Origin of the sequence: Synechococcus sp. TAK9802 (genome assembly GCF_014279535.1) — a bacterium.
Lineage (GTDB): Bacteria > Cyanobacteriota > Cyanobacteriia > PCC-6307 > Cyanobiaceae > Parasynechococcus.
Genome location: NZ_CP047937.1, coordinates 2,120,314 through 2,143,531, shown reverse-complemented (window position 1 = coordinate 2,143,531; position 23,218 = coordinate 2,120,314). Strand labels below are relative to the sequence as shown.

Here is a 23,218-nt window from a genome sequence, read left to right as displayed (position 1 = left end):
GACCCTGGTCCGTAACAAAGAGAACACTTTTGGTGTTGATCAATCCCAGGGCTTTGTTCTGCCTGATTTGTAATGCCGGCTACATCTGGTGGTTCCCGTGAGGCCGTAAAAGGCAGCCTGCTTTGGCTTCAGTATTGGCGTCCAATTTCGCCAACCATGCGCACCGCTCCGGCCCGGAGCATCTGCCAAACCCGCTTCATCGCAGCGAAGTCTTGGTCGAGTTCGGAGGGTCCGGTGGGGCGGTCGAAGCTTCGGTCGTACCGGTCATGCCGGTCGTAACGAGCCTCCCTGGGGTCGTACCCCCGGCTGTACCTCTCGTCCCGGTCGTCTCGGAAGTCGTATCGCTCAATGCATCCGTCCAGCGGTTCCCGGTAGGAGCGGCTGTCCAATGGGGCACGATCAAAACGACGGCGGGGCGCCATGACTCATCCAACGTTCACAACAACCCGATGACATCAGCCGGCATGGTCATCAATCCGTGGCCATTGCTACGGAATGACGCTTCCGATGGGGGGCGGCAAGGGTTGCATCTGGTGGTGCATGGCCGCAGTGGCGGTGTTGTTCCTGAGTGTTTGGCCTCTCTGCCGGACCTTCTGGCTCAGCGGCGCTCAGCGCCCGTGCAGTTGGAGGTGCTGACGGCTGAACAACCCGTATCGGCGCTTTCCCAATCCTCTTGGATCGTTCCGTTGCTGCTACTGCCTGGGGCGCACGCCCGCACGGATGTGCCGGCGATTCGCAACAGGCTTCGTGGTGCCGGAGCCAGTGTGCGGTTGCTGCCCTTTCTGGGCTCTTGGACCACGTGGTGGAACGCTGTGCTCTCAGCACTTCCGTCGTCTGAGCGCGCTGATGCCGTGCTGGTGCACCACCCCTTGCGCCCGGGGGTGGCGGATCGCTTCCTCGCGATGCTGGCGTCTCGCCTGGCTTTGCCGTTGGTTCCCTTTGATGCCTGGCCCGAGTTCCAGCAGCGCCACCCCAGGGCTCGGCCACTTCCACTAACCCTCGCGCCAAACCGCATGACGGATGCGTTGAGCGAAGCTGGTGGATTGCCTCCTCTGCTGGAGCATCCCCCCACCCGTCAGGCCCTGATCGATCTGCTTGTTTCCTTGCCGTGACCACCGCTGAACAAACCGGAACCGTTTATCTGGTGGGGGCCGGTCCCGGCGATCCCGAGTTGCTCACGCTGAAGGCGCATCGGCTGCTGAGCCAGTGCGATGCCCTGGTGTACGACTCGCTGGTGCCCGAGGAAGTGCTGGATCTTGTGCCGGCAACCTGCGAACGCCGTTTTGTCGGCAAGCGTCGCGGACATCATTCGGTGCCCCAACCCAGCACCAATGCCGTGCTCGTGGAAATGGCCCAGAAACACAGCACCGTGGTGCGCTTGAAGGGGGGTGATCCCTTCCTGTTTGGTCGTGGAGGGGAAGAAGCCGCTTACCTGGCGGAGCGCAACATTCCTGTTCAGGTGGTGCCTGGTGTCACCGCTGGCATTGCTGCCCCTGCCTACGCCGGAATTCCCGTCACCCACCGGCGGGCGGGGTCATCGGTGACCTTCGTCACCGGTCATGAGGAAATTGACAAGCGCCGTCCTTCCGTGGATTGGCGTGCCCTGGCTGCGGCCAGTGACGGATTGGTGATCTACATGGGGCTGCACAACCTGCCTCGGATCGCAGAGGAGCTGATGGCGGGTGGTTTGGCTGCGACTACCCCCGTGGCGGTGATCCAGCAGGGCACGGTGGCGGGGCAACGCTGCCTCAAAGCCACCTTGGTTGACGTTGCCGACCAATGCCGAGCTGAAGCCTTCAAGTCACCCTCGATCGTTGTGGTGGGTGAGGTGATTGATCAGCAGGTTGAAGCCTGCAGGCCCACACCGGCAGCGGTCACGATGCCGATTCCGTTCTGAACAGCTCCGCTCGATTCCGCTCTATTCCTTCAAGCGAGCCCGGAGCTGGGCCAGGTTGCACGGTCGGGTGTCGGCATCGAGTTGAGCCCGGATGAGCCGGTTCCAAGCGGTGGTCACCGCATCCAGAGATCCTGGCAGCACAAACACGAATGTGCCGTTGGCCACGCCGGCCAGGCAGCGGCTTTGCAGGGTGCTGGTGCCGATGCTCTCGAAGGAGAGCACACGGAACAGTTCACCGAATCCTTCGATGGTTTTGTCCAGCAGCGGTGCCACCGCCTCGGGGGTGCCATCGCGGCCGGTGAGCCCGGTTCCGCCGCTGGTGATCACCACATCAACCGCAGGAGCGGCGATCCAGCGGCTCAGTTCACGGCGGATTTGATAGCGATCATCCGCGCAGAGTTGTCGCTCATGAAGGTGATGCCCCGCGTCTTCAAGGCTGCGCTGCAGCTGATCTCCGCTGCTGTCGTCCGCCAGGGTGCGTGTGTCGGAGATGGTGAGCAGGGCGATGGAGAGGCCCATGGCACAGCGGCGGAGCCCTCGGACGCTAGAACCACTCCAGCTGCCATGGACGTGGTGCTGAAGGTGCTGCTGTTCGCTTCCCTGCGAGAACGCGCCGGTTGGGCCGATCGTTCCCTTCCCTTCACACCAGGCGTCTCGACGGCTCGTGAGGTCTGGAATCAGTTGGATCTTGGTCCGCTGGAGGGCATCAGCATTGCGGTGAACCAGGAGTTGGTCGGTGCCGATCAGCCGTTGCAGGCCGGTGATGAGTTGGCCTTTCTTCCACCGTTCACGGGGGGGTGAAGCGTGACCGATTGCCGTGTGGAGGTGTGCCCGGATCCCTTTGATCCTTGGCAGCAACTTGCGCTTTGGAGCGGGGATGCCGCGGCCGCGGCGATCTTTATGGGTCGGGTGCGTCCCTCCACGATGGATGGCCGGCCTCTGGAGGCACTTGAGCTGGAGCACTTCCCCGGCCTTTGCGAACGTCAGATCACGGCCATGGCGCAGCGCCTGCAGCAGGAGCACCGGACGGGGCCGATTCTGGTGCTGCATCGGGTGGGCAAGCTCGCCCCCGGTGAGCCGATCGTGCTGGTGGCGGTGCAGGCCGATCGTCGTGGGGCGGCGCAGCGTTGCTCGGCCGCCTTGTTGGAGCAACTCAAGCACCAGGCCCCGTTCTGGAAGCGGGAGTGGTGCGCTGGTCAGGGCACCTGGCTGGAGGCCAACACGCCACTCTGATCAAGGCGTGGGTGCTGCAGCTGGTAGCCCAGCTGTTTGAGCCGGGTGTTGCGGATCCGCCGGCCCCCTGAGCCCGGTTCGTCCTGCCCAAGCCAGCGCACGGGCGCCAGGCCCTGGCGCTGCAGGCTGCGCCCCACCAGGTCCCGCAGCCGAATCGGCTCGTCGTTGACCACATTCACCAGGCCGGCCCATTCAGCATCGAGAGCTGCTTCCAGGGCACCGGCAGCATCCGCCACATGCAGCCAGTTGCTGTAGGTCGACCCGCTGCCAGGGCGTTCCAGTCCGGCGAGCCCGCGCAGGCGTCGGTCGAGATCGCGGCCAGGGCCATAGAGCGCCCCGAGGCGCAGGATGCACACCCGCCGGCCGCTGATGCTGCTGAGCAGTCGTTCGCTTTCCAGCAGAACATCGCCATGGTCGCGGCCTGGCGCGGGAGGCGTTTGCTCATCCACCCAGTCCCCCGCGGCATCGCCGTACACCGAGCAACTGCCCGTGTAGACGATCTGCCGCAGTGTCGGCAGTTGTGGCAACAGCGACGTCAGGCAATGGAAGCTGTCGACGAAGGTGCGGCGGTAGCCGTTGGCCTCTACTTGGCGATCTCCCTTAGGCCCGAGGCAGAACACGGCGCTGCTGCTCTGCCGCAGGGCGTTCCGCAATTGCACGGGGTCTGTGGCGTCGCACAGCTCCACCCGATCGGCCAGGGGGCTGAGTTGCTCCAGCCGTTCGCTGGTGGTGGTGGTCAGCGTCAGCTTCAGCTGGGGGCGTCTTGGTTGCAGCCGCTCCGCCAGAGCGAGTCCCACGTAGCCGCAGCCAACGATCGTCAGGTCCATGGCGGGGATGGCTGCTCGGGCGACCCTAAGGAGATCGACCGTTCCATGCCGTCACGGACATGACTGATCAATGGACCCTCAACCGCCGCAATTTCGCGGGCCATTGGCAGGGCTGTGGTTCTTGGTTTGAGCGGGACGGCAGCGGTCGGCTGGATCTGCAGCATCCGACCCGTCGGATCGACCCCACCACCTACGCGATTTCCTTTTCCGATGACGACCACGGGTTGTGGGATGGATCGGGTCTGGCCTTTGCCCCCGGGGGTAAGGCCACCTATCCCATCAGCCGGGCCACCTACAACGCCGGCGGAGGCTGCTGGCAGTTCCCCGGGGCGGGCGGTCAGTCCAGCCGGGGGTTGGATGCCGAGCGTCCCCGCTTTGGCCATGAGATCAACCTGTTCTGCGGTCGTTCCCGCTCGATGCTGGTGCTGCTCTGGGAACCACTTGACGGCGGCTGGCGTTTGCAGCGTGTTGGGGCGGTTGGTTTCCGTTGCTTGAACGGCACCGATCCCGAACCCGACCGTCCCGCATGCGGGACACCCGAGGCCCTGCTGGCGCCGGTGCAGGGATGGAGTGGCGAGCGGCAGATGCTCAAGCCGCAGGCGGGGGTGAACGGCCAGGCGGAGGACGCCGCTTCGCTGGTGTTCGATCCAAGCCAGCTGTTGCACAACGACTGCTCAGCGGTGATGCCCGACGGCCTGGTGTTCTCGGTGCCCAGTGAGTTCCCCAGTGCGCCCTTCAGCCTCGAGATCGGTGGCCGTCTCGGCGCTGACCTGTTTCAGCAGATCAGCATCCATTTCGATTCATCGGGCCAGCTCATGGCCTGGGAGCGCCGCTGCTTTCAGCCTGATACGGCTCAGAAAATCCGCTGACGAATCAGCTGGGCCCAGAGACGGGTGCCGCTTTCGAGCGGGCCGGCTTCCGCTGGCAGTTCCAGCAGCAGATCGGCCTGTTGCAGGGAACCGATCCGGGACGAGGTCTGCGAGCCATCCACCCGTGCCAGCAGCGTTCCTGCGGCGTTGGTGTCGAGGCGGGCCCGAGCCAATTCCGGCCGTCCCGGTCGGCGGGACAACGGGTCGGCGAGTTCCACCATCACCCGGGGGAATAGTTCCGGTTCGCTCTGGCCCTCCAGAACCTGCAGGGCGGGCCAGAGCAGTTGCAGGGCGGTGACCGCCGCCGCCACGGGATTGCCCGGCAGACCGAAAAATGGCACGCCTTCGCCGATGCTGCCGAAGGCGAAGGGACGCCCCGGGCGTAGGAACAGTTTCCAGAAGTCCACGGCACCCAGCTCCGCCACCAGTGGTCGGATCCAATCGGTGTCGCCAGCGGAGACGCCGCCGGTGCTCACCACCACGTCGCAGTCATGGGCCAGATCCAGCAGGGCCTGGCGCAGGGCGTCGGGTTGATCGGCCACCACCCGTCGCTGGGTCATCGATTGCCCGAGGGCCCGGAGCATCGTCTCCAGAAGCGTGCCGTTGCTCTCCCAGATGGCACCGGGTTGCCGCGCTGTTCCGGGTGGCACCAGCTCGTCCCCGCTGATCAGCAGCCCGATGCGGGGTTGCTGCGCAACGGTTAGGTCGGCGATGCCGCAGCCGGCGAGGCGTGCGAGATCGGCGGCACCAAGGCGCTCTCCAGCGGCCAGCAGCAGGTCTCCCGGTCGGCATTCCTCATCCTCGGGGCGAATCCAGGGACGATCCGACGCCTCTTTCACCAGCTGGACGCTGGTGCCGTCCACGCTGATCAGCTCCTGGGGCAGCACCCAGCCGGCACCGTCCGGGAGTGGAGCGCCGGTGAGGATCCGGATCGCATCGCCGCTGGCCAGGGTTCTGTTGAAGGGCTGGCCGGCGGCGGAGCGTCCCTTCAGCTGCCAGGTGTCCCCAGGTTTGGGCTGGTGGCTCTGCCCCAGGGCGTAGCCGTCCATGATCGAAGCTCGGAACCCCGGAACGGCCGCGCTGGTCAGCACATCCGCAGCGCTCACCCTGCCGAGGGCCTGCTGCAGCGGCACTGTGTTGCTGGCTGTGATCGGCTGAAGCGCCGCCAGAACCCGTCGACGTGCCTCTTCGAGGGGTAGCCCTTCGCGTCCGTAGGGCTCAGCGTTTCCAGACACCGTTCCGCCCTCCTTCCTTGAACTCCAGCTGGATCGCCTCGATCGTCATGGCTGGATCAACCGCCTTGAGCATGTCGTAAAGGGTCAGCAGCCCCACGGATACGGCCGTCATCGCTTCCATTTCCACCCCGGTCTGACCTGTGGTGCGGCAACGGCAGTGGACCACCAGGCCAGGCAGGGAGGCGTCGGCGTCGATCGACACATCCATGCCACTGAGTGGCAGCGGATGGCACAGGGGAATCAGCTCCCAGGTGCGTTTGGCGGCTTGGATTGCTGCCACCCGGGCGACCGCCAGAAGATCTCCTTTCGGTGTCTCGCCCCGCTGGATCAGGCCGAGGGTTGAGGCGTCCATGCGAATGGCGCCACGGGCATGGGCTTCTCGGTGGGTGGCCGGACGGTCCCCCACGTCCACCATGTGAACCTCGCCTTGCTGGTTCAGATGACTCAGGTCTTGCGTCATTCGATCAAGCTCACAACACCGCTGCTGAGTTGGAAACAACCCACCACCAGTTTCAGCGCACCACTGGCTTTGGCCTCAGCCAGAACGGCGCTGCGTTGAATCAACGTGGAGGCGCTGGCGAGGGCGTTGCGCTTCACGGCGTCCTCGAGATCGCTGCTGCCGTTGATGTTCTCCCGGATGGGTTGGATCAGTCGCTCCAGGGAGGGGGTCAGCGGGTTGGTGTCCATCGCCGCCGTCACGGCTCCGCAGCCACTGTGTCCCATCACCATCAACAGTGGCGTCTTGAGAACGCTGACGCTGTATTCAACCGAGGCAATGGCTTCGGTGAATGCGGTGTTGCCGGCGTTGCGGATCACGAACAGCTCGCCAGGCGTGGTGTCGAACACCCAGTTCGGCGACACCCGTGAATCAGAGCAGGTGAGCACGGTGGCCCAGGGATGTTGGCTGGTGGCCAACGCCCTGGGGGAGTTAAAGCAGCGCGGGTTAGCGCCCGCCGTTCGGGGTGTCGTTCCGTTGTCTTGTTTGCCCTGGTGCCAGGCCTCGGCAAATCGGCGGTTCCCCTCCATCAGGGCCTCGAGTGGATCATTCGGGCTGCAGAAACCCTCCTCTGCTGCCTCAACGGGGCGCGCTTGGATCAGGGCGGCCAAGGCCAGACCGCCCGTTTGCTGGAGGAAGTGACGGCGCTGAATCCCCATGCCGGCACCTTATGCGGGCCGGCTGGTGGGCTGTGCCACGTGGGCAGTGCGATCAGCGCTCGCCGAAGGGAGCCCAGAGGGTGGCTTCGGAGCCCACAACAGGCTCAACGGCGGGCTGGATGGCAGCAGTGGGTTGGGTTGTTGCGCCTGTAGTGGCACTGGCGATGTCGCGCTCGGCCAAGGGAGCCCAGAGAGCGGCAGGACCGGCGATCACCGGCTCCACGCCAGCGGCACCGGCCTGAACGGAAGCTGACTGGCTGTGCACCAGTTGCACGGCGAGGGAGCCAACGATGAAGGCACCCAGGAAACCGGCGGCCAGGGTGATGGGGCTGCGGCCGGAAGCGGACGAGATGCTGCTGGTCACGGCAGAAACTCTTTGAACAGAGCTTCAGTATGGAAAAAATTGGTGTGAACGACTACTAAACGGGTTGAATTGTGTAGCGGAATTAACAGTTTCTATGGGATCAAAGCCCTGCATGGGCTGCTGTTGGAGTGCATCAGCCGTGACCCATCCATGGGACATTCCCAGCAGCATTCCGAGGGAGAGGGCGAAGCGCACAGACCAACATTTGTATCGGATTAAACATCTCTGTTTCCGTGGGCTTCCGTTGTCATCATTGACACCGATCAAGGCTTTGGTTGATGTCCAGCTGCCGTAATTCCGCCAGCCATTGCTTTGCCTTTGAACAGGACTTCATCGGCAACTGGCGCTGCATTCCTCTGTGTGTGCGACGCAAATTGGATCTGTGTGGGGTGAAGTTGAAGCTCAACCACTGGCTTGAACTTTCCCAGGAGCAACGTCAAGCTCTGGTGGATTGGCCGGATGGGGCCGATGCTCTCGAGCAGCTTCGCCAACACCTGCGCGATTGCACGCGTTCCATGGCCGATGGCATGGCCAAGGATCTGCCACCGGTGAGTGGTGCCCCCTGGCAACAGCAGGGGGAGCTGCCCGCTGTGGTGCAGGAGGCGGCCACAGTGCGGGGTGTGGCGCTGACCCTGGAGCAGTGGACCCAGCTCAGTGAGCTGGATCGCTTTGCCTTGTGCAAGTTGGTTCGGCCTGGGCACGACCACCACAACCTTGAGGCAGCCTTCAGCGAAGTGCTGGTGTGAGCAGCCGGCGCAGGGCCTCCAATCGTCCTTTCTGCTGTTCAACGGGCTTCACCACCGAGACGGCGGGAGCCACGATCACCGCGCAGGCCTTGAGTTCAGGCTGCTTCGACACAGGGCAGGCCTCGTCGTGCATGAGGGTGTTGGCTTCGCAGGCCTTCTCCTGGGTGAATCCCCAGTGCATTGGCAGGAAGACCGACCCACGCCGGATGCGATCGGTGACTTTCACCGTGGCGGTGAGGTGGCCGCGGCGTGAGCTGATCGCCGCCAGTTCACCGTTGCGCAGTTTCAACTCCTGCGCGTCACCGGAGTGAATCTCCAGCAGCGGCTCGGGATGCTGTTTCATCAGCCGTTCCACCTTGCCGGTTCGGGTCATCGTGTGCCACTGGCCCAGGTAGCGACCCACCGTCAGCACCAGCGGATAGGTGTCGCAGGGGGGTTCCGCCAGTCCCAGCGGTTGATCGGTGCTGAAGCGGGCGCGTTTGTTGGGGGTGGCGAATTGATGGTCTTCGTAGAGGCGTTTGGCTTCTGTGGTGGGGGTGCTGCCGCTGGGATAGGGCCATTGCTGCGGTCCTTCGCCTTCCAGCAGTTCATGGCTGAGGCCGCTCACATCGCAAAGCCTGCCCTGGGTGAGAGCCGTGAATTCGGCGTACACCTCAGCTGCTGATTCGAAGTTGAACTGTTCGCTGTAACCCAGGCGCCGGCCCACCTCGGCAAACACCTCCCAGTCGGGACGGCTCTCGCCGAAACGACGCCGGTAGGCCGGGCAGTAGGTGACCCGCCGTTCGGAATTGGTCATAGCGCCGGCCTTCTCGCTCCACTGGGCTGCGGGCAACAGCAGATGGGCGTAGTGGGACGTTTCCGAGTCGGCGTAGGCCTCGCTCACCACCACCAACGGGCACTTCTGCATGGCTGACTTCACCCGGTCGAGATCCGGGAGGCTCACCAGGGGGTTGGTGGCGGCCACCCACCACAGATCCAGCGCCTCCTGTTCCATGGCTTCGATCTGCTGCCAGGCTGCCAATCCGGGCTTGGCGTTGATTCGTCCTGCCGGCAGCTGCCAGGCCTGCTCCACTTCGGCGCGGTGTTCGGCGTTGGCCACCAGGCGGTAGCCCGGCAGTAGGTGGGCCAGGCCTCCGGCTTCACGTCCGCCCATGGCGTTGGGTTGGCCGGTGAGGGAAAACGGGCCCGCTCCTTGCTTGCCGATCTGGCCGGTGAGCAGATGCAGATTGATCAACCCCTGCACCACGGCCGTTCCTTCACGGCGTTGGTTCACCCCCATCGACCAGAGGCTGAGCACCTTCTCGCGCCGGTGGAACAGAGCCGCCACCTCCCGCAGGCGTTTTTCGGGGATGTTGCAGAACAGGGCCACCCGCCTTGGGGTCCATCGGGCGGCGACGTCAAAAAAGGCGTCGTAATTCTCGGTGTGGTCGTCGATGAAGGCCGGATCCTGGCCGTTTTCGCGCAGCACCAGGTGGGCAATGCCGTGCAGCAGGGCCAGGTCGCTGCCCGGTGCAATCGGTAAGTGGATATCGGCGGCTTTGGCGGTGTCGGTGCGGCGTGGATCCACCACCACGATCTTGACGCTGCCGGGGTTTTTGCGTTTTCGCTTCAGCAGCCGCTGGAACAGCACCGGGTGGCATTCGGCCGTGTTGGTGCCGATTAGAAACGCCACTGTGCAGTGGTCGAGGTCCTCATAGCTGCAGGGCGGACCATCGGAGCCCAGGCTGCGGGTGTAGCCCGCCACCGCTGAGCTCATGCACAGCCGTGAATTGGCGTCGAAATTGTTGGTGCCCAGGGCGCCTTTGAGCAGCTTCTGGGCGAGGTAGTAATCCTCGGTGTGGAATTGACCGGAGCCGTACATGGCGATGCCATCGGCGTTGCCGCGCCGGGCCACGCTCGCCTGGATTTGGCACGTGATTTTGTTGAGAGCGTCGTCCCAGCTGATCGGCGCGAAGTCGTCCTCAAGGGTCTGGCGGAACAGGGGTTGGCGCAGGCGGCCTGGGGCCAGGGTTTCGCCGACGGTGGCGCCCTTGATGCAGACCTGGCCAAGGCTTGAGGGGTGTTCGCGGTCGCCGCGGGCGGTCCACATCGGGTTGCCCTCAGCATCCCGTTTCACGGCCTCACCCTTCACGGCAGGAGGCAAGAGCTCCAGGCCACAACCCACGCCGCAGTAGGGGCACTGGCTGCGCACGCTGCGGGGAGAGTTGGTCATGCAGGAACCAAAAAAAGAACAAAACCCGGAGCCGAAGCTCCGGGTCGTTGTGCAGCGACAGGGTGCTGCGGAGGGAGATGGATCAGGCGGTTTCGCCTTCGTGCAGGTCTGCGAAGGACCCCTTGGGCTCCTTCAGGAAGAAGAAGCAGAAGAAGGCCACGATCAGACCGGCCACACCCAGGATCTGGAAGAAGGCGCTGTTGGAAGCCGCGATTACCTCGGGGGTGGGTTCGCCGCCGCCGCCCATCCACATCGGCAGGAGGCTGAAGATGGTCAGGTAGGTCACAGCACCAACGTTGCCGTAGGCACCCACCAGGCCGGCCACCTGGCCGGTGACGCGACGCTTGACCAGGGGCACCAGCGCGAAGGTGGCGCCTTCACCGGACTGCACGAAGAACGAAGCGAGCATGGTGATTACCACGGCAACGGCGATGCCGGTGGTGCCGGTGAAGGTGCCGGGCTTGATCATGCTCATCACCAGGTAGCCCACGCCGAGACCGGCAGTGAGGAAGCCCATGGTGTTCTTGCGGCTGCCGACGCGGTCGGAGATCAGACCGCCAGCAGGGCGGGCGACCAGGTTCACGAAAGCGAAGCAGGACGCCAGGATTCCGGCGGTGGCCTTCGGCAGATCGAAGGTGGTTTCAAAGAAGGTGGGCAGCATCGAAACCACGGCCAGTTCAGAGCCGAAGTTCACGATGTAGGTGAGCTCGAGGATCGCCACCTGGCGGAACTCGTAGCGGTCTTCCTTGGGATAAACCTTGTTGCCGAGGATCAGGTCGCGGTTGGTGCGAATGATTCCCCAGGTCTGGAAGGCAAACCAGACGGCAACGGCACCGAGGGCCAGCGGGTAGGTGCTTGGAGTGAGGAAGCCCACCTTGCCAAGACGCCAGCAGAGCACGCAGAGGATGGCTGCGAACGGCACGTTCATGCCCAGCAGACCCCAGAAGTCGCGCATGGAGGTGACTTCCAGACCTGCAGTTTTCTCAGGGCGCTGATACGTCTTGCCAGGGGGGGTGTCGGTGACGTTGAAGAAGTAGAAGAGGCCGTAAGCGGCGGAGACGATGCCTGTCAGGGCGATGGCACCGCGCCAGTTCAGAACAGCGCCGGTGGGCAGTTCGAAGCCGCCGGAGAAGGAGAGGAAGCCAGCGAGGGCCACCATGGTGAGGGCGGAGAAGGCGGAGCCGAAGTTGCCCCAGCCGCCATAGATGCCTTCAGCCAGGCCGATTTCCTTGGGCGGGAACCACTCGGCCACCATGCGGATGCCGATCACGAAGCCGGCGCCAACGATGGAGAGCAGCAGACGGGCCACCACCAGCTGGTTGAAGTCCTGAGCGGACGCAAACAGCAGGCAGGGAATCGCCGAGAACACCAGGATCGAGGAGTAGGTGATCCGGGGTCCGAATTTGTCCAGGAGCATGCCGATCAGCACGCGCGCCGGAATGGTGAGGGCCACGTTGCAGATGGCCACTGTGCGGATCTGACCAACGGTCAGACCCAGGTCCGCTTTCACGGTGGTGGCCAGAGGGGCCAGGTTGAACCAGACCACGAAGGTCAGGAAGAAGGCGATCCAGGTCAGGTGAAGGGTTCGGTACCTGCCCTGGAATGACCAAAGGTCGCCAAGCATTGAGGAGAAGAGAAGGAACCTCGGGCTTCAATAAGGAAAGGTGCCCGGGGATGGCAAAACGGTCGAAAAGAGAATCCGTTTGACCCGCGCAGTTAATCAATTCGCCGGCCCCTTGTTTGGTCAGATTGGTTACCGATTTTTGTTTTTGTGTTTCCGAGCAAACATCAATGAGGCTGATTGATCGGATCAGATGATCTTGTGCCGCAGCGGTTTGGTAGCGGTTGCAACTTTTGTGGGTTGTTGGACTTCGCTGGTGCAGATTGTTGGTCGACGATGTGAATCAAGGCTTGCGGGTTTGTGTGCTCAGTGGTGGAAGCAGCCGTCGCATGGGGCGTGACAAGGCCCTCTTGCCGCATCCCTCCGGTGGTGTCTGGCTCACGGCCCTGGTTGACCAGCTGTTGCCGCTCGGTCATCCGGTGCAGGTGTTGAGTCGTCATCCCGTGCACGCAGAGTTGCTGGCCCACCGGCCCGGATGTTCCGTGGTTCTGGAGCCCCCTCCCTGGAATGGCCCCCTGCAGGCGCTGGCCAGGCTGATGCCGTCTCAGTCTGGGGAGGCCTTGTTGGTGCTGCCGGTGGACATGCCCCGTTTGCGCACTGCCGTTGTCCAGCAGCTGATCGCAGCCTGGAATCGTGCCCCGGAGCAGGCAGCGGTGGCCCATGACGGGCAACGGCTGCAGCCGTTGCTGGCGGTGATCCCCTCCGGTTCTCCCTTCCGCTCCTGCCTTGATCAGCAACTGCAACGCGGAGAGTTGCGCTGGATGGATTGGTTGACCTGCGTTCCCCATCAGGCGGTGCGCTTGCCTGCAGAGGCGTTGGTGAATGCCAACTGCCCTGCAGATCTGGCAGCGTTGGAGGGATGAGCACGTCGCTGCCGCTTGCAGACCGCCTCAACCGGCCCATCGGGGTGCTGCGGTTGTCGCTCACGGCCCGTTGCAATCTCGCCTGTCCGTACTGCTGTCCGGATGTGGAGGAGCCCTCTGGCCTGCTCACCCTTGAGCAGCAGATTCGCGTGATTCGTGTGGCCACGCGCCTGGGGGTACGAACGTTGCGGCTCACCGGTGGAGAGCCGTTGTTGAGCCGGCGCTTGTTGCCGTTGTTGGAGGCGGTGGCCCAGGCCCGGCGGGATCGTTCGGATCCGATCGCTGGTTTGCAGGCCGTGGCGCTCACCAGCAACGGGGTGCTGTTGTCGGAACCGATGGCGCGGGCGTTGCGTGCCGCAGGGCTGGATCGCATCACCATCAGCCTGGATGCGGCGGAAGGGGAGGCAGCGGCGCGCATGGCTGGTCTTCAGGGTGGTGCCGTGGCTGGAGACCGCCTGGTGCGCCAGGTGCAGGACGGCATCGCGGCGGCCTGCGCCGCTGGCTTTGATCCCTCATGCGGCGAGCTCAAGCTCAATGCGGTGATCCAACGGGGGATCAATGACGATCAGCTGTTGCCCTTGGCCGGTCTGGCTCGGCAGCAGGGGATGGAGCTGCGTTTGATCGAATACATGGATGTGGGCAACCGCAACCAGTGGACGCTGGATCAGGTGCTGCCGGCGGCGCAGATGGTGGAGCACATTCATGCCCGTTGGCCCCTACAGCCTTTGGGTCGCCCGCGGGGTGGGACGGCCCGGCGTTGGCGTTATGGCGATGGCGCCGGTTCCATCGGTGTGATCGCCTCCATCAGTGAGCCGTTCTGCGGGGATTGCAACCGCTTGCGTGTCACCGCCGATGGGCAGGCGTTCACCTGCTTGTTTTCTGCTGAAGGCACCGATCTCAAGCCCGCGCTCGCCTCGGAGCGTCAGCTTGAGCAGGCCATGCGCCAGCTCTGGCAGCGGCGTCAAGACCGCTACAGCGAGGAGCGTGATCCAGCCGCCGTTGCGTCAACCCATGCGGAAATGGCGTATCTGGGGGGCTGAACCGTCGTGGTCGTCACCGTTTTTACGAGATGCCCTCGGTACAACGGGGCAGCTGAAGGATCCCGCAGGATCCATCGACATGTTTGAACTGCTGGCCTACGAGCGCTTCCGCGACACTCCGTCGGTTCGTTTTTTCGACGTCACCGTGAACACCTCGAACGCGCGCGACCTGGTGATTCACAGCGGCCCCGCCGTGTCCCCCCCCAACGATCCGGAGAGTGGAGCCTGGCAGTTCTATCTGCATCCTCATCAGGAAGATAATCTGCTTGCGGCCAGTGGCGGCAGAACCTTCTTCCTGGTGAATCTGGCCTGGGAACAGCCGTTCCACATTGTTCGGCTCGAGAGCGGTGGTGACATCCTTCGCATCCCTCCTGGCACTTTCCACCGCTCGATCTCCGATCCCGATGGTTCCGTCGTTCTGAACCAGGCGGTTCGTGAGGAGGGTGCTTCTCTTGTGCGGGAATTCCGCGTCTACAACAGCGCCGAGATCCCGGCCTTGATGGCAGCCACCCACAGCTCGGCGCCGAAGCCCCAGTTGCACGGAGTGGAACCGTTGCTTCAGGCGGCCTGAACCAGGTTGCGTGAGGGGGTTTCCGTTGCGGAGGCCTCCTCGCTGATCTGAATCTGCCAGTTCAGTTCACTGTTTGTTCCCGAGGGACCGCTGAAGCTGCCGCTCACGGCTGCGGTGAGTTCTGGCTTGGAGGAGGTGGCCAGCACCACATAGCGCTCGTTGACTTCCATCCCGGCACTGGGGTCAAAGCCCCGCCAGCCCGCCCCCGGCAGGTAAACCTCCGTCCAGGCATGCAGGTCGTACTCCTTTGGGGGAGGTTCCTGCAGTTGATAGCCGCTCACGAAGCGGGCCGGAAGACCCACCACGCGGCAGCAGGCCACCATCAGCATGGCCAGATCACGGCAGGAGCCGATCCGTTCGCGCAGGGTTCGGCCCGCCGGCCAGGCGGGTCCCACATGGCGTTGGGTGTATTTCACCCGCTCTTGAATCAGTTCAATCAGTTGCTTCAGAAAGGCCAGGGTCTGCTGGTTGCTGCCCATCAGGGCTTCCTGGGTGAGGTCGATGGCCGAGGGTTCGTGCTGGCCGTTGGGCAACCAGCCCTCCAGGGCGCCCTGCAGATCGCTGTTGAGCTGGCCGCGTGGGTAGGGCAGGGGTGGTTCTAGTCCGTTGAAGCAGCTCTCCAGCGGGGTTGCCGGTCGGGTCTCCACCAGGCTGCGGGCCTCAAAGATCAGTTCCTCAGTGCTGCCGAGAAAGCGGAGCCGTTGGATTTCATCGCCGCTGGCGGCCACCAGTTCCCGACGTTGCTCCGGTTCCGGCAGCACGTTGAGTTGGTGCTCCAGCAGGGTCTGAAACCCCTGCCCTCGAGGCCTCAGGCAAAGGCGATGTTCCCCGAGGAACACCGGGGCGTCATACCGATACGTCAGGCGGTGAACGATGAGAGCGCGCATGCGGGATCGGTGGGGATGGAATGGAGGTCCGCGCTGGTGAAGTAGCGGGTCTGGATCAGGTTGTGGAGTTGGTTGAGGTCCTGCTGAAGCTGGTCAATGGCTTCATGCAGACCGGCTTCGATCAGGTTGTCGATCCGCACATAGCTCCAGCGGGCTAGGAGCTGTCCGCGCAAACAGTCGAGGTCATTCGGCGTGTCTTGGGTCGGGAGCTGCTGGATCTGTTGCAAGGTGTCGCTGATGCCCTGCAGGCAGTACCGCACCGATCGAGGAAAGCTGGGATCCAGCAGCAAAAAGCGGGCCACAGATGCAGGACTGATCGCTTGCTGCATGCTTTGGCGGTACATCTGATAAGCGCCCGCTGTGCGCAGCAGGGTGATCCACTGCAGTTCGTCCAGCACGCCACCCACCTCCTCAGGGGAGGGCAGCAGCAGGAAGTATTTGACGTCGAGGATGCGGGAGGTTTTGTCGGCGCGTTCGATCAGACGACCCAGCTGGCTGAACAGCCAGCTCAGATCGCGGCTCAGGGTGGTGTCGGTGATCCCGTACACGAGCTGGCAGCCGCGGCGGATGATCCGCAGTTGTTCCTGCACCGGTTCGCGCCAGATGTCTTCGTCGTCCTGCAGGCTCCAGTGCAGATCATTGATCTGCTCCCACATCTCCGTGGTGATTACATCCCGGATCTGTCGTGCGTTCTCCCGGGCCACCGCAATGCAGCTCACGATGCTGTTGGGGTTGCTGCGGTCCCGCAGCAGGAAGTGCACCACCTGTTTGGGCGTGGCATCGGGGTAGGCCGTATCGAAGCGCTGGCGATCCCCCGTCACCTCCACCAGCGGCAGCCACGGTTCGGCGCTGCCCGGAGGACAGTCCAGCGCCATCGCCTCACTCACTTCCAGAAAGCGCGAGATGTTTTCGGCGCGTTCCAGATAGCGGTTGATCCAGTAGAGCGAATCGGCAACGCGGCTCAGCACGGCACCGCCTCCTGGGGTTGCGGTGTCGCCATCCGTTGGTCGTCGACGATCCAGGTGTCCTTGCAGCCGCCGCCCTGGGACGAATTCACCACCAGCGAGCCCCGCTTGAGGGCCACGCGCGTCAGCCCACCTGGACTCACCCAGCTGCTTGCGCCGCGCAGCACGTAAGGGCGCAGATCAACGTGGCAGGGGTAGAGCTCACCGTCACTGAGGGACGGCACGGTGGAGAGTTGCAGCGTGGGCTGCGCGATGAAGTTGCGGGGATTCGCACGGATCTTCGTGTCGAAGTCCGCCAGCTCCGATCGGCTGGCCTGGGGGCCGATCAGCATTCCGTAGCCCCCAGCTTCCGCCACCGACTTCACTACCAGCTGCTCGAGGTGTTCGAGCACGTAGCGCTGGTCGTCCGGTCGGGCACAGAGATAGGTGGGAACGTTCTCGATGATCGGCTCCTCATCGAGGTAGTAGCGGATCATCGCCGGCACGTGGGAGTAGATCAGCTTGTCGTCGGCGACGCCGGTGCCAGGGGCGTTGGCGATGGCGACCCGTCCTTGCCGCAGCACATCGATCAGGCCCGGCACCCCCAGCATCGAGTCTTTGCGGAACACGGTGGGATCAAGAAAATCATCGTCGATGCGGCGGTAGATCACATCCACGGGCTTGAGGCCGTTGGTGCTGCGCATCCACACCCGGCCGTCTTCGCACACCAGATCGCGCCCCTCCACCAAGTGAATGCCCATTTCTTGGGCCAGGTAGCTGTGTTCGAAATAGGCGCTGTTGAACACCCCGGGCGTCAGGATCGCCACGCGGGGGGTGTCGCTCCAGGGCGCCAGGTCCTGAAGGGTGCGCAGCAGATGGGATGGATAGTCGTCGATCGGTTGAACGGCACGGCCTTCGAACAGGCCAGGGAATAACCGTTTCATCACCCGACGGTTCTCGAGGAAGTAGGCCACACCGGATGGGCAGCGCAGGTTGTCTTCCAGCACCCGCCAGGTGCCATGGCCGTCGCGGATCAGGTCGAGCCCGGAGATGTGGCACCAGTGGTTGAGGGGCAGGCTGATGCCCTGCATCTGAGGTCGCCAACCGGAGGAGCTCTCAACGTCTTCCCGTGGGATCACACCGTCGTTGAGGATCTGCTGGGGGCCATAGATGTCGGCGAGGAAGCAGTCGATGGCTTCCAGGCGTTGCAGCAATCCCCGCTCCAGGGTGATCCAGTCGCTGCGGCCGATCAGCCGAGGCAAGGGATCGAAGGGGAGAATTCGTTCGCTGCCTTTGAGCCCGGAATCGTTGAGGCGGAAGGTGGCGCCGAGGCGACGCAGCAGCTGGCTGGCTGAGGCATGGCTGCGGTTGAGCTCGGGCAATCCCATCTGCCCCAGTGATGTGAGCAACGTGGCTAGGTCGTCACGCGGCCTTGCTGTTTCACCGCAGAAATATTCGTCGAAGCCGACCGTGGGTTTGTAGTCGGTAAACATCCCGATGGAATGGGGTTTGGCATCCAACGCGTCGCCCCAACCCCCCTCGGGTTGTTGTTGCTACACATTCCGCAATTTCAGGCGACCGAGCGCTGATCGCCTGATGTTTGGGTATCCGAAGGCACCTAAATCGAAGGCGACAGCCGGAGCTGGGAAGCCTCTTTTGCTTACCTGTTTCTGGAGTTCAAACGCCCTTCGCCTTGGATGAATTGCTCTGGGCGCGTCTGATCTTTGCCCTTGGTGCCGTTGTGACTGCGGCGACGGTGGTGATGATTCTGCGCGGACACCTGTACTGGAATCGCAGGGGGTCGACGGATGTCCGCTGACTCGGTTCCCTTCCTTCAGCCCGGGATCGCCTGGGCGTTGGTGGTGCTGTTCTCTGTTCTGTGGGTGGCGCTGGGGATTGCCTGGGGCCGGCGCGGTCAAGGCAATGCCGACGACTACATGCTGGCGGGGCGCAACATCGGGCTGGCCCTGAGTACGGCCACGTTGATGGCCTCTTGGGTCACCGGCAACACCACCCTGCTCGCCCCTGAATTCGGCTACAAAACCGGCCTTTGGGGCATGTTCAGCTATGCCCTGGCCGGGCTTGGCCTGATTCTGTTCGCCCCCCCTGGCCTCGCGGATCAAGCAGTTGATGCCCAACGGGCGCACCAGCGGCGACTTCATTCGCCTGCGCTACGGGCGTCTGGCCTGGTGGGTGTTCATGTTGATCACCGCGATCTACACCCTGGGCTTTCTGATGACCCAGGCGATGGGTGCTGGCCTGCTGCTGCAGGCCCTTTCAGGCTTCGATTACCACGTGGGAATGGTGGTGGTGATTGGTGTTGCCACCGTCTACACCCTGTTCGGCGGAATGCGGGCTGTGATCGGCACCGATTTCATTCAGTCGCTATTGATCATGGTGTTGCTGGCGGTGGTGGCGGTGCTTGCCTTCCGTCAATTCCCGATGCCTGAGGTGCATGCCTCCTTGCTGGCCCGGCATCCCGATCGGCTTGATCTGCTGCTGCCGGCGGGCTTGTTGATCGCCTGGAATTCCGCCCTCTTTTCGATGGGCGAGGTGTTTCACAACAACATCTGGTGGTCCCGGGTGTTCGCCAGCCGGCGCTCGGTGGTGATGACCTCCTTCGTGTTGGGGGGAATCGCCTGGATGAGCGTGCCGATGGTGACGGGCTCCATCGGACTGGTGGCCCTGGCCCGTGAGTTGCCTCTCGAGCAGGTGAACATGGTGTTCCCTGTGATGGCAGCTGATCTGCTCGGGGCGGGTGGCGCAGCCTTGGTGTTTGTGGTGGTGTTTGCCTCGCTCACCTCCACCCTCGATTCCCTGCTGGCATCCACCGCCGATCTGTTGGCGGAGGATGTGTACTTCCGCCTGTTGAGGCCCCAGGCCAGCGACCTGCAGCTCAAGCAGGCGGCGCGGTTGATGGTGGTGGGATTGGCCGTCATCACCCTGGCGCTGTCCTGGCCGCGGCTGGATTCGCTGGCGTCGGTGCTCTTCTTCACCGGTGCCCTGGTGGCCTCCACGGTCTGGCCTGTGGCGTGTGGCCTCTACTGGCGCACGGCCAACCGCACGGCTGCCATTGCGGCCATGCTTTCCGGCAGCGTTGTGGGCCTGCTCGCCTATGTGCTGATCGCGCCCTACTGCGCTGCGGTGTTTTCGGCGGCCGTGTCGGCGGTTGTGATGCTTATGGGCAGTCGGTTCTGGCCGGAACGCTTCGACTTCACCTTGTTGCAGGAGGAGGGATGATCCAAACGCTTCCTTTAATGGCCGGCCTCGTTGGTCTGTCTGGCTTTCAGGCTCTGCTTGTGGCCAGTCAGTTCGCCCTGGTGCTGTCGGTGCTCGTGCTGCTGCTGATCTGGTGGGTGGAGTGGCGCAATGGCCGGGTTTGGTGATGTCTCCTTTAGCCGTCCACCCCAGCACAATCCTTTCCGGATCTTTGCTTAAGAAGCTGCTTCTTCGTGGACGCAGCAGTGTGGTTGTTGTTACCGGTAAAAGATGTAGTTCCTGGCTTCAGCACTCGTTTTGGCAAACAGAGTGTTGATCCGATCCCGCTATGGCACAGGCCAAAACAGCAGTTGTAGACGCGTCTTCGGTTCAGATTCGGTTTGAGCCGATGGGGCCCGATGTCTACGGGCAGAACCAACCCCAGGAGTTGCTGGCTGCCATTGCTGAAGATGTTGAACCTTTGAAGGATTTGGTGGATCAGCACGTGGTGTCGATCCAACCGTTTCGCTCCGAGGTTTTGTTGCAGGTGTTTCGCCTGGCGGCGAAGTTTGAGAGCAATCCAGATCGCTATTGCCGTCACAACACGCCGCTCACCGGCAAGATTCTGATCAACGCGTTTTACGAACCAAGCACGCGAACCCGGCTGTCCTTTGACAGTGCCTGGCACCGACTCGGCGGTACCTCCATCAACATCACCGATAGGGCCACCACAGGGATCGCCAAGGGCGAGTCTCTCGAAGATGTCGCCCATATGTTCAACAACTACGGCGATTGTGTGGTGCTTCGGGACAGCGATCCCGGTGCCGTTTACGCGATGACGTCCACCCTTCGGATCCCGATCATCAACGCTGGAAATGGGATCGATGAGCATCCCACCCAGGCGATGGCCGATCTGTACACGATCTTCAAGTGGCGCCCCAAGCTTGCTGAAGCTGAAGTGGCACCCGCTGACCGGATTCGCATTGGGATCGTCGGAATCCCTTCGCGGATGCGAACGGTTCGCTCCCTGTTGAGGATCCTGGCCAAATTCCCGCAGACCGTGGACGAGGTGGTGGTGATTCACGCCCCCGAGTTGGAGCCGGATCAGCCGCTGTTCGACCCAGGACAGTTGGAGGAGCTTGAAGCTTGTGGGATGAAGGTGCGCTCCAGCACCGATCTTCAGGCTGAAGTGCCCGACTTGGATGTCGTTTACATCAATGCCATTGCCTGGGTCGGCGACTCCTATGAAGTACACGGCGGAGGATTCCGCCTCACCCGCGACATGCCGTTCAAACCGGAAGCGATCGTGCTCCATCCCTTGGCGCGGGGAGCGGAACTCAGCACCTGCCTGGATGACACGCCACACAACTGGTATTTCAGCCAGGCCAGGGGAGCTGTGTTCCTGCGGATGGCCCTGCTCACCTGCATGGTGGATCGGGCGGAACGCGTGATGGATGTGATCTGAGGTGGGCTGATGTGTGGAATTGGCGGTGTTTTCAATGCCGACCGTCAACAGACGGTGGATCGCCAGCTGCTGGTCAACATGGCGGCGATTCAGGCCCATCGCGGGCCCGATGGCTTCGGGGTTGAGGTGCTCGATCAGGCCGGCGTCGGCTTCTGCCATGCCCGCCTTTCGATCATTGACCTGAATGAGTCACGGGCTCGGCAGCCCTTCCTCACCGATGACGGCGAGGTGCTGATGGCCCACAACGGTGAGTTCTACGACTTCCAGCGGATCAGGGCTGACCTCACCGCCCAGGGTGTGCGCTTCAGCAGCAAGAGCGATTCCGAGATTCTGCTGCGGCTGTACCAACGCCAGGGCTTGGAGGCGACCTTGCCCCTCTTGCGGGGTGAGTTTGCCTTCGCCTTGTTTGATCGCTCCGAAGACTGCCTCTACCTGGTGCGGGATCGCTTCGGCATCAAACCGCAGTACTGGGCGATGACGCCTGAGGGTCTGGTGTTCGGTTCCGAATTGAAGGTGCTGTTCGCCCATCCGGCGGTGGAGCGACGCTTCACCTCGGAGGGTCTGTTCCACCAGTTGATGCAGACCATGGTTCCCGGCACCACAGCCTTCGCCGGGGTGCATCAGGTGAAGCCCGGCCATGTGCTCAAGGTGCAACGGGTGAATGGCCATCTGGAGGTGTCGGAGTCCACCTACTGGGACGTCGACTTTCCGCGCAAGGACGAGCGGGACCCCAAGCGAACCGAAGCCGACCACATCGCTGCCGTTCGTGCGGCACTGCTGGAGGCCGTTGAACTGCGCATGGTGGCCGATGTGCCCGTGGGTTGTTACCTCTCTGGCGGCATCGACAGCTGTTCGATCCTTGGCTTGGCCTCAGCCGTGAGCCAGGCACCGGTGAAGGCGTTCACGATCGGCTTTGACGACGCCCGTTACGACGAGTCGCCGATTGCTCGTGAGATGGCCGAAGCCACCGGCGCTGAGCAGGATCTGATGCGTCTCTCGGGTCAGGAGCTCTATGGCCACATGGAGCGCACCATCTGGCATGCGGAGCGAACGATCTACAACACCTTGGCGGTGGCCAAGTTCTTGATGAGCCGTCACGTCAACGACGTGGATTACAAGGTGGTGATGACTGGCGAAGGCTCAGATGAGCTGTTTGGCGGCTATCCCGCCTTTCGCCGCGACATGTTCCTCCATGGTCTGGATGACCTGCCGCAGGAGGAGCGCGCCAGCTGGGAAAGCCTGCTGCAGCAGTCCAATGCTCTGGTGAAGGGGGCGATGCTGGCTGAAAACCAGGTTGATGACCCCGATCTTGATGCGGTGGTCGGCTTCACCCCCAGTTGCCTTCAGCCCTGGCTGGCCTGCGCGCCCTTGGTGCCGGAGCTTCTGGCGCAGTCCCATGCCGAAGCCCTCAAGGATTACTCCCCGGGCAAGGCGATTGCCGCGCAGCTGGATGCGGATCAACTGGACGGGCGCCATGCCCTGGACAAGGCCCAGTACGTCTGGATCAAGACCATGCTGGAGGGCCAGATCCTCACCTGGGGTGGCGATCGGGTCGACATGGCCAATTCCATGGAGGCGCGACCCGCCTTCCTCGATCACCATCTGGCTGCGGTGGCCGTGCAGGTGCCGCCCGAATTGCGGATCAAGGGGAAAACCGAGAAATACGTGCTGCGGGAAGCCATGGCTGGCCTGTTGCCGGAGGTGCTGTACCGGCGTGAGAAGTTCGCCTTCATGGCCCCGCCAGCCCACACCGAGCCTGAGAAATGGGAGCAGATGAAGCAGCTCGCCGACGACTACCTCAGTGATGAGGCGATCGATGACGCTGGTTTGTTGAGCAAAGCCGGTGTGCGCGCCTTGTTTGCCCGTCACGAGGACCCGGCCACCACCGACGCGGAGCGTGTGCAGATGGATGCGGTGATCAATCACCTGCTGGGCGTGCAGATGCTGCACCGCATGTTTGTGGCGGAAGACGTGCCAGCCCTGGCCCGCCGGGAGGCGGACCGCCTGGGCTGGCGGGTGCTGATGCCCGTTTGAATTCTTTGATCAGGATTAAATCGTTGCGCTAGCTACAGGCCGATTGGTCCGTTCAGG

General features: G+C 63.2%; 24 protein-coding genes and 1 pseudogene. 13 read left to right on the top strand and 12 right to left on the bottom strand.

Annotated features, from left to right (window positions below):
• Positions 1 to 128: 128 nt before the first annotated feature.
• Positions 129 to 422, bottom strand: a complete 294-nt coding sequence (locus SynTAK9802_RS12240) for a hypothetical protein (RefSeq protein WP_186498253.1) — start codon at positions 420 to 422, stop codon at positions 129 to 131.
• A gap of 42 nt (positions 423 to 464) precedes the next feature.
• Between SynTAK9802_RS12240 and SynTAK9802_RS12235 the strand changes: the two genes are divergently transcribed.
• Both SynTAK9802_RS12235 and cobA read left to right on the top strand, forming a co-directional pair.
• Positions 465 to 1,112, top strand: a complete 648-nt coding sequence (locus SynTAK9802_RS12235) for a DNA mismatch repair protein MutS (RefSeq protein ID WP_255487773.1) — start codon at positions 465 to 467, stop codon at positions 1,110 to 1,112.
• Positions 1,109 to 1,897, top strand: coding sequence for a uroporphyrinogen-III C-methyltransferase (gene cobA / locus SynTAK9802_RS12230; protein ID WP_115131395.1), 789 nt, complete (start codon positions 1,109 to 1,111; stop codon positions 1,895 to 1,897). The genes SynTAK9802_RS12235 and cobA overlap by 4 nt, the downstream gene beginning before the upstream one ends.
• 21 nt (positions 1,898 to 1,918) lie before the next feature.
• Here cobA and moaB read toward each other — a convergent pair whose 3' ends face one another.
• Positions 1,919 to 2,416, bottom strand: a complete 498-nt coding sequence (gene moaB, locus SynTAK9802_RS12225; RefSeq protein ID WP_186496536.1) for a molybdenum cofactor biosynthesis protein B — start codon at positions 2,414 to 2,416, stop codon at positions 1,919 to 1,921.
• Positions 2,417 to 2,461: 45 nt separating this feature from the next.
• Here moaB and SynTAK9802_RS12220 point away from each other — a divergent pair, with 45 nt between their 5' ends.
• Together SynTAK9802_RS12220 and SynTAK9802_RS12215 are read left to right on the top strand one after the other, a co-directional pair.
• On the top strand, positions 2,462 to 2,698 hold the full coding sequence (locus SynTAK9802_RS12220; RefSeq protein ID WP_114988775.1) for a MoaD/ThiS family protein: 237 nt from the start codon (positions 2,462 to 2,464) through the stop codon (positions 2,696 to 2,698).
• A 3-nt stretch (positions 2,699 to 2,701) separates the two neighbouring features.
• Positions 2,702 to 3,130 carry a molybdenum cofactor biosynthesis protein MoaE gene (locus SynTAK9802_RS12215; protein WP_186496534.1) on the top strand — a complete coding sequence of 143 codons (429 nt, stop codon included), beginning with the start codon at positions 2,702 to 2,704 and terminating at the stop codon, positions 3,128 to 3,130.
• Here SynTAK9802_RS12215 and SynTAK9802_RS12210 read toward each other — a convergent pair.
• Positions 3,094 to 3,957 carry an NAD-dependent epimerase/dehydratase family protein gene (locus SynTAK9802_RS12210; RefSeq protein WP_186496532.1) on the bottom strand — a complete coding sequence of 288 codons (864 nt, stop codon included), beginning with the start codon at positions 3,955 to 3,957 and terminating at the stop codon, positions 3,094 to 3,096. The genes SynTAK9802_RS12215 and SynTAK9802_RS12210 overlap by 37 nt on opposite strands.
• A gap of 59 nt (positions 3,958 to 4,016) precedes the next feature.
• Here SynTAK9802_RS12210 and SynTAK9802_RS12205 point away from each other — a divergent pair, with 59 nt between their 5' ends.
• On the top strand, positions 4,017 to 4,826 hold the full coding sequence (locus tag SynTAK9802_RS12205; protein WP_186496530.1) for a hypothetical protein: 810 nt from the start codon (positions 4,017 to 4,019) through the stop codon (positions 4,824 to 4,826).
• Here the strand turns inward: SynTAK9802_RS12205 and glp are convergent.
• The 4 genes from glp to SynTAK9802_RS12185 are packed head-to-tail and all read right to left on the bottom strand — an operon-like array spanning position 4,811 to position 7,580.
• Entirely contained in the window at positions 4,811 to 6,061 is a 1,251-nt protein-coding gene (gene glp, locus SynTAK9802_RS12200) for a gephyrin-like molybdotransferase Glp (protein ID WP_186496528.1), read from the bottom strand. The two genes, SynTAK9802_RS12205 and glp, sit on opposite strands and share 16 nt — an antisense overlap.
• Complete coding sequence (gene moaC, locus SynTAK9802_RS12195) at positions 6,045 to 6,521, bottom strand: cyclic pyranopterin monophosphate synthase MoaC (RefSeq protein WP_114988770.1); 477 nt, start codon at positions 6,519 to 6,521, stop codon at positions 6,045 to 6,047. Before moaC ends, glp begins: the two co-directional genes overlap by 17 nt.
• Positions 6,518 to 7,216, bottom strand: coding sequence for a carbonic anhydrase (locus SynTAK9802_RS12190; protein ID WP_186496526.1), 699 nt, complete (start codon positions 7,214 to 7,216; stop codon positions 6,518 to 6,520). The genes moaC and SynTAK9802_RS12190 overlap by 4 nt, the downstream gene beginning before the upstream one ends.
• 52 nt (positions 7,217 to 7,268) lie before the next feature.
• Positions 7,269 to 7,580, bottom strand: coding sequence for a hypothetical protein (locus tag SynTAK9802_RS12185; RefSeq protein WP_186496524.1), 312 nt, complete (start codon positions 7,578 to 7,580; stop codon positions 7,269 to 7,271).
• Positions 7,581 to 7,858: 278 nt separating this feature from the next.
• Here SynTAK9802_RS12185 and SynTAK9802_RS12180 point away from each other — a divergent pair, with 278 nt between their 5' ends.
• On the top strand, positions 7,859 to 8,326 hold the full coding sequence (locus SynTAK9802_RS12180) for a nitrate reductase associated protein (RefSeq protein ID WP_186496522.1): 468 nt from the start codon (positions 7,859 to 7,861) through the stop codon (positions 8,324 to 8,326).
• On the opposite strand, the gene SynTAK9802_RS12175 is transcribed toward SynTAK9802_RS12180, so the two are convergent.
• Together SynTAK9802_RS12175 and SynTAK9802_RS12170 are read right to left on the bottom strand one after the other, a co-directional pair.
• Positions 8,307 to 10,538, bottom strand: coding sequence for a nitrate reductase (locus tag SynTAK9802_RS12175; RefSeq protein ID WP_186496520.1), 2,232 nt, complete (start codon positions 10,536 to 10,538; stop codon positions 8,307 to 8,309). The genes SynTAK9802_RS12180 and SynTAK9802_RS12175 overlap by 20 nt on opposite strands.
• Before the next feature lie 82 nt (positions 10,539 to 10,620).
• On the bottom strand, positions 10,621 to 12,162 hold the full coding sequence (locus SynTAK9802_RS12170; protein ID WP_186496518.1) for a NarK family nitrate/nitrite MFS transporter: 1,542 nt from the start codon (positions 12,160 to 12,162) through the stop codon (positions 10,621 to 10,623).
• Positions 12,163 to 12,425: 263 nt separating this feature from the next.
• Here SynTAK9802_RS12170 and SynTAK9802_RS12165 point away from each other — a divergent pair, with 263 nt between their 5' ends.
• The 3 genes from SynTAK9802_RS12165 to SynTAK9802_RS12155 all read left to right on the top strand — a co-directional run bounded on the left by SynTAK9802_RS12165 (position 12,426) and on the right by SynTAK9802_RS12155 (position 14,633).
• Positions 12,426 to 13,022, top strand: coding sequence for a molybdenum cofactor guanylyltransferase (locus tag SynTAK9802_RS12165; RefSeq protein ID WP_255487771.1), 597 nt, complete (start codon positions 12,426 to 12,428; stop codon positions 13,020 to 13,022).
• Complete coding sequence (gene moaA, locus SynTAK9802_RS12160; RefSeq protein ID WP_186496515.1) at positions 13,019 to 14,062, top strand: GTP 3',8-cyclase MoaA; 1,044 nt, start codon at positions 13,019 to 13,021, stop codon at positions 14,060 to 14,062. The genes SynTAK9802_RS12165 and moaA overlap by 4 nt, the downstream gene beginning before the upstream one ends.
• A gap of 79 nt (positions 14,063 to 14,141) precedes the next feature.
• Positions 14,142 to 14,633, top strand: a complete 492-nt coding sequence (locus SynTAK9802_RS12155; protein ID WP_114988886.1) for a redox protein — start codon at positions 14,142 to 14,144, stop codon at positions 14,631 to 14,633.
• On the opposite strand, the gene SynTAK9802_RS12150 is transcribed toward SynTAK9802_RS12155, so the two are convergent.
• Genes SynTAK9802_RS12150 through SynTAK9802_RS12140 form a run of 3 tightly spaced genes read right to left on the bottom strand, consistent with a single transcriptional unit; the run spans position 14,621 to position 17,957 of the window.
• A complete protein-coding gene (locus tag SynTAK9802_RS12150) occupies positions 14,621 to 15,520 on the bottom strand; it encodes a transglutaminase family protein (RefSeq protein ID WP_186496513.1) in 900 nt (299 codons plus the stop codon). The genes SynTAK9802_RS12155 and SynTAK9802_RS12150 overlap by 13 nt on opposite strands.
• Entirely contained in the window at positions 15,493 to 16,488 is a 996-nt protein-coding gene (locus SynTAK9802_RS12145) for an alpha-E domain-containing protein (RefSeq protein WP_186496510.1), read from the bottom strand. The genes SynTAK9802_RS12150 and SynTAK9802_RS12145 overlap by 28 nt, the downstream gene beginning before the upstream one ends.
• Positions 16,482 to 17,957: a circularly permuted type 2 ATP-grasp protein gene (locus tag SynTAK9802_RS12140; RefSeq protein WP_186498231.1), complete on the bottom strand. Its 1,476-nt coding sequence runs from the start codon at positions 17,955 to 17,957 to the stop codon at positions 16,482 to 16,484. Before SynTAK9802_RS12140 ends, SynTAK9802_RS12145 begins: the two co-directional genes overlap by 7 nt.
• A gap of 315 nt (positions 17,958 to 18,272) precedes the next feature.
• Between SynTAK9802_RS12140 and SynTAK9802_RS12135 the strand changes: the two are divergent.
• The 4 genes and pseudogenes from SynTAK9802_RS12135 to asnB all read left to right on the top strand — a co-directional run bounded on the left by SynTAK9802_RS12135 (position 18,273) and on the right by asnB (position 23,161).
• Positions 18,273 to 19,704 (top strand): annotated as a pseudogene (locus tag SynTAK9802_RS12135) (sodium:solute symporter family protein).
• Between the two features lie 17 nt (positions 19,705 to 19,721).
• On the top strand, positions 19,722 to 19,850 hold the full coding sequence (locus SynTAK9802_RS12700) for a hypothetical protein (protein WP_255477651.1): 129 nt from the start codon (positions 19,722 to 19,724) through the stop codon (positions 19,848 to 19,850).
• A gap of 161 nt (positions 19,851 to 20,011) precedes the next feature.
• Positions 20,012 to 21,127, top strand: a complete 1,116-nt coding sequence (locus SynTAK9802_RS12130; protein WP_186496508.1) for an aspartate carbamoyltransferase — start codon at positions 20,012 to 20,014, stop codon at positions 21,125 to 21,127.
• A 9-nt stretch (positions 21,128 to 21,136) separates the two neighbouring features.
• A complete protein-coding gene (asnB, locus tag SynTAK9802_RS12125; RefSeq protein ID WP_186496506.1) occupies positions 21,137 to 23,161 on the top strand; it encodes an asparagine synthase (glutamine-hydrolyzing) in 2,025 nt (674 codons plus the stop codon).
• Positions 23,162 to 23,218: the final 57 nt, after the last annotated feature.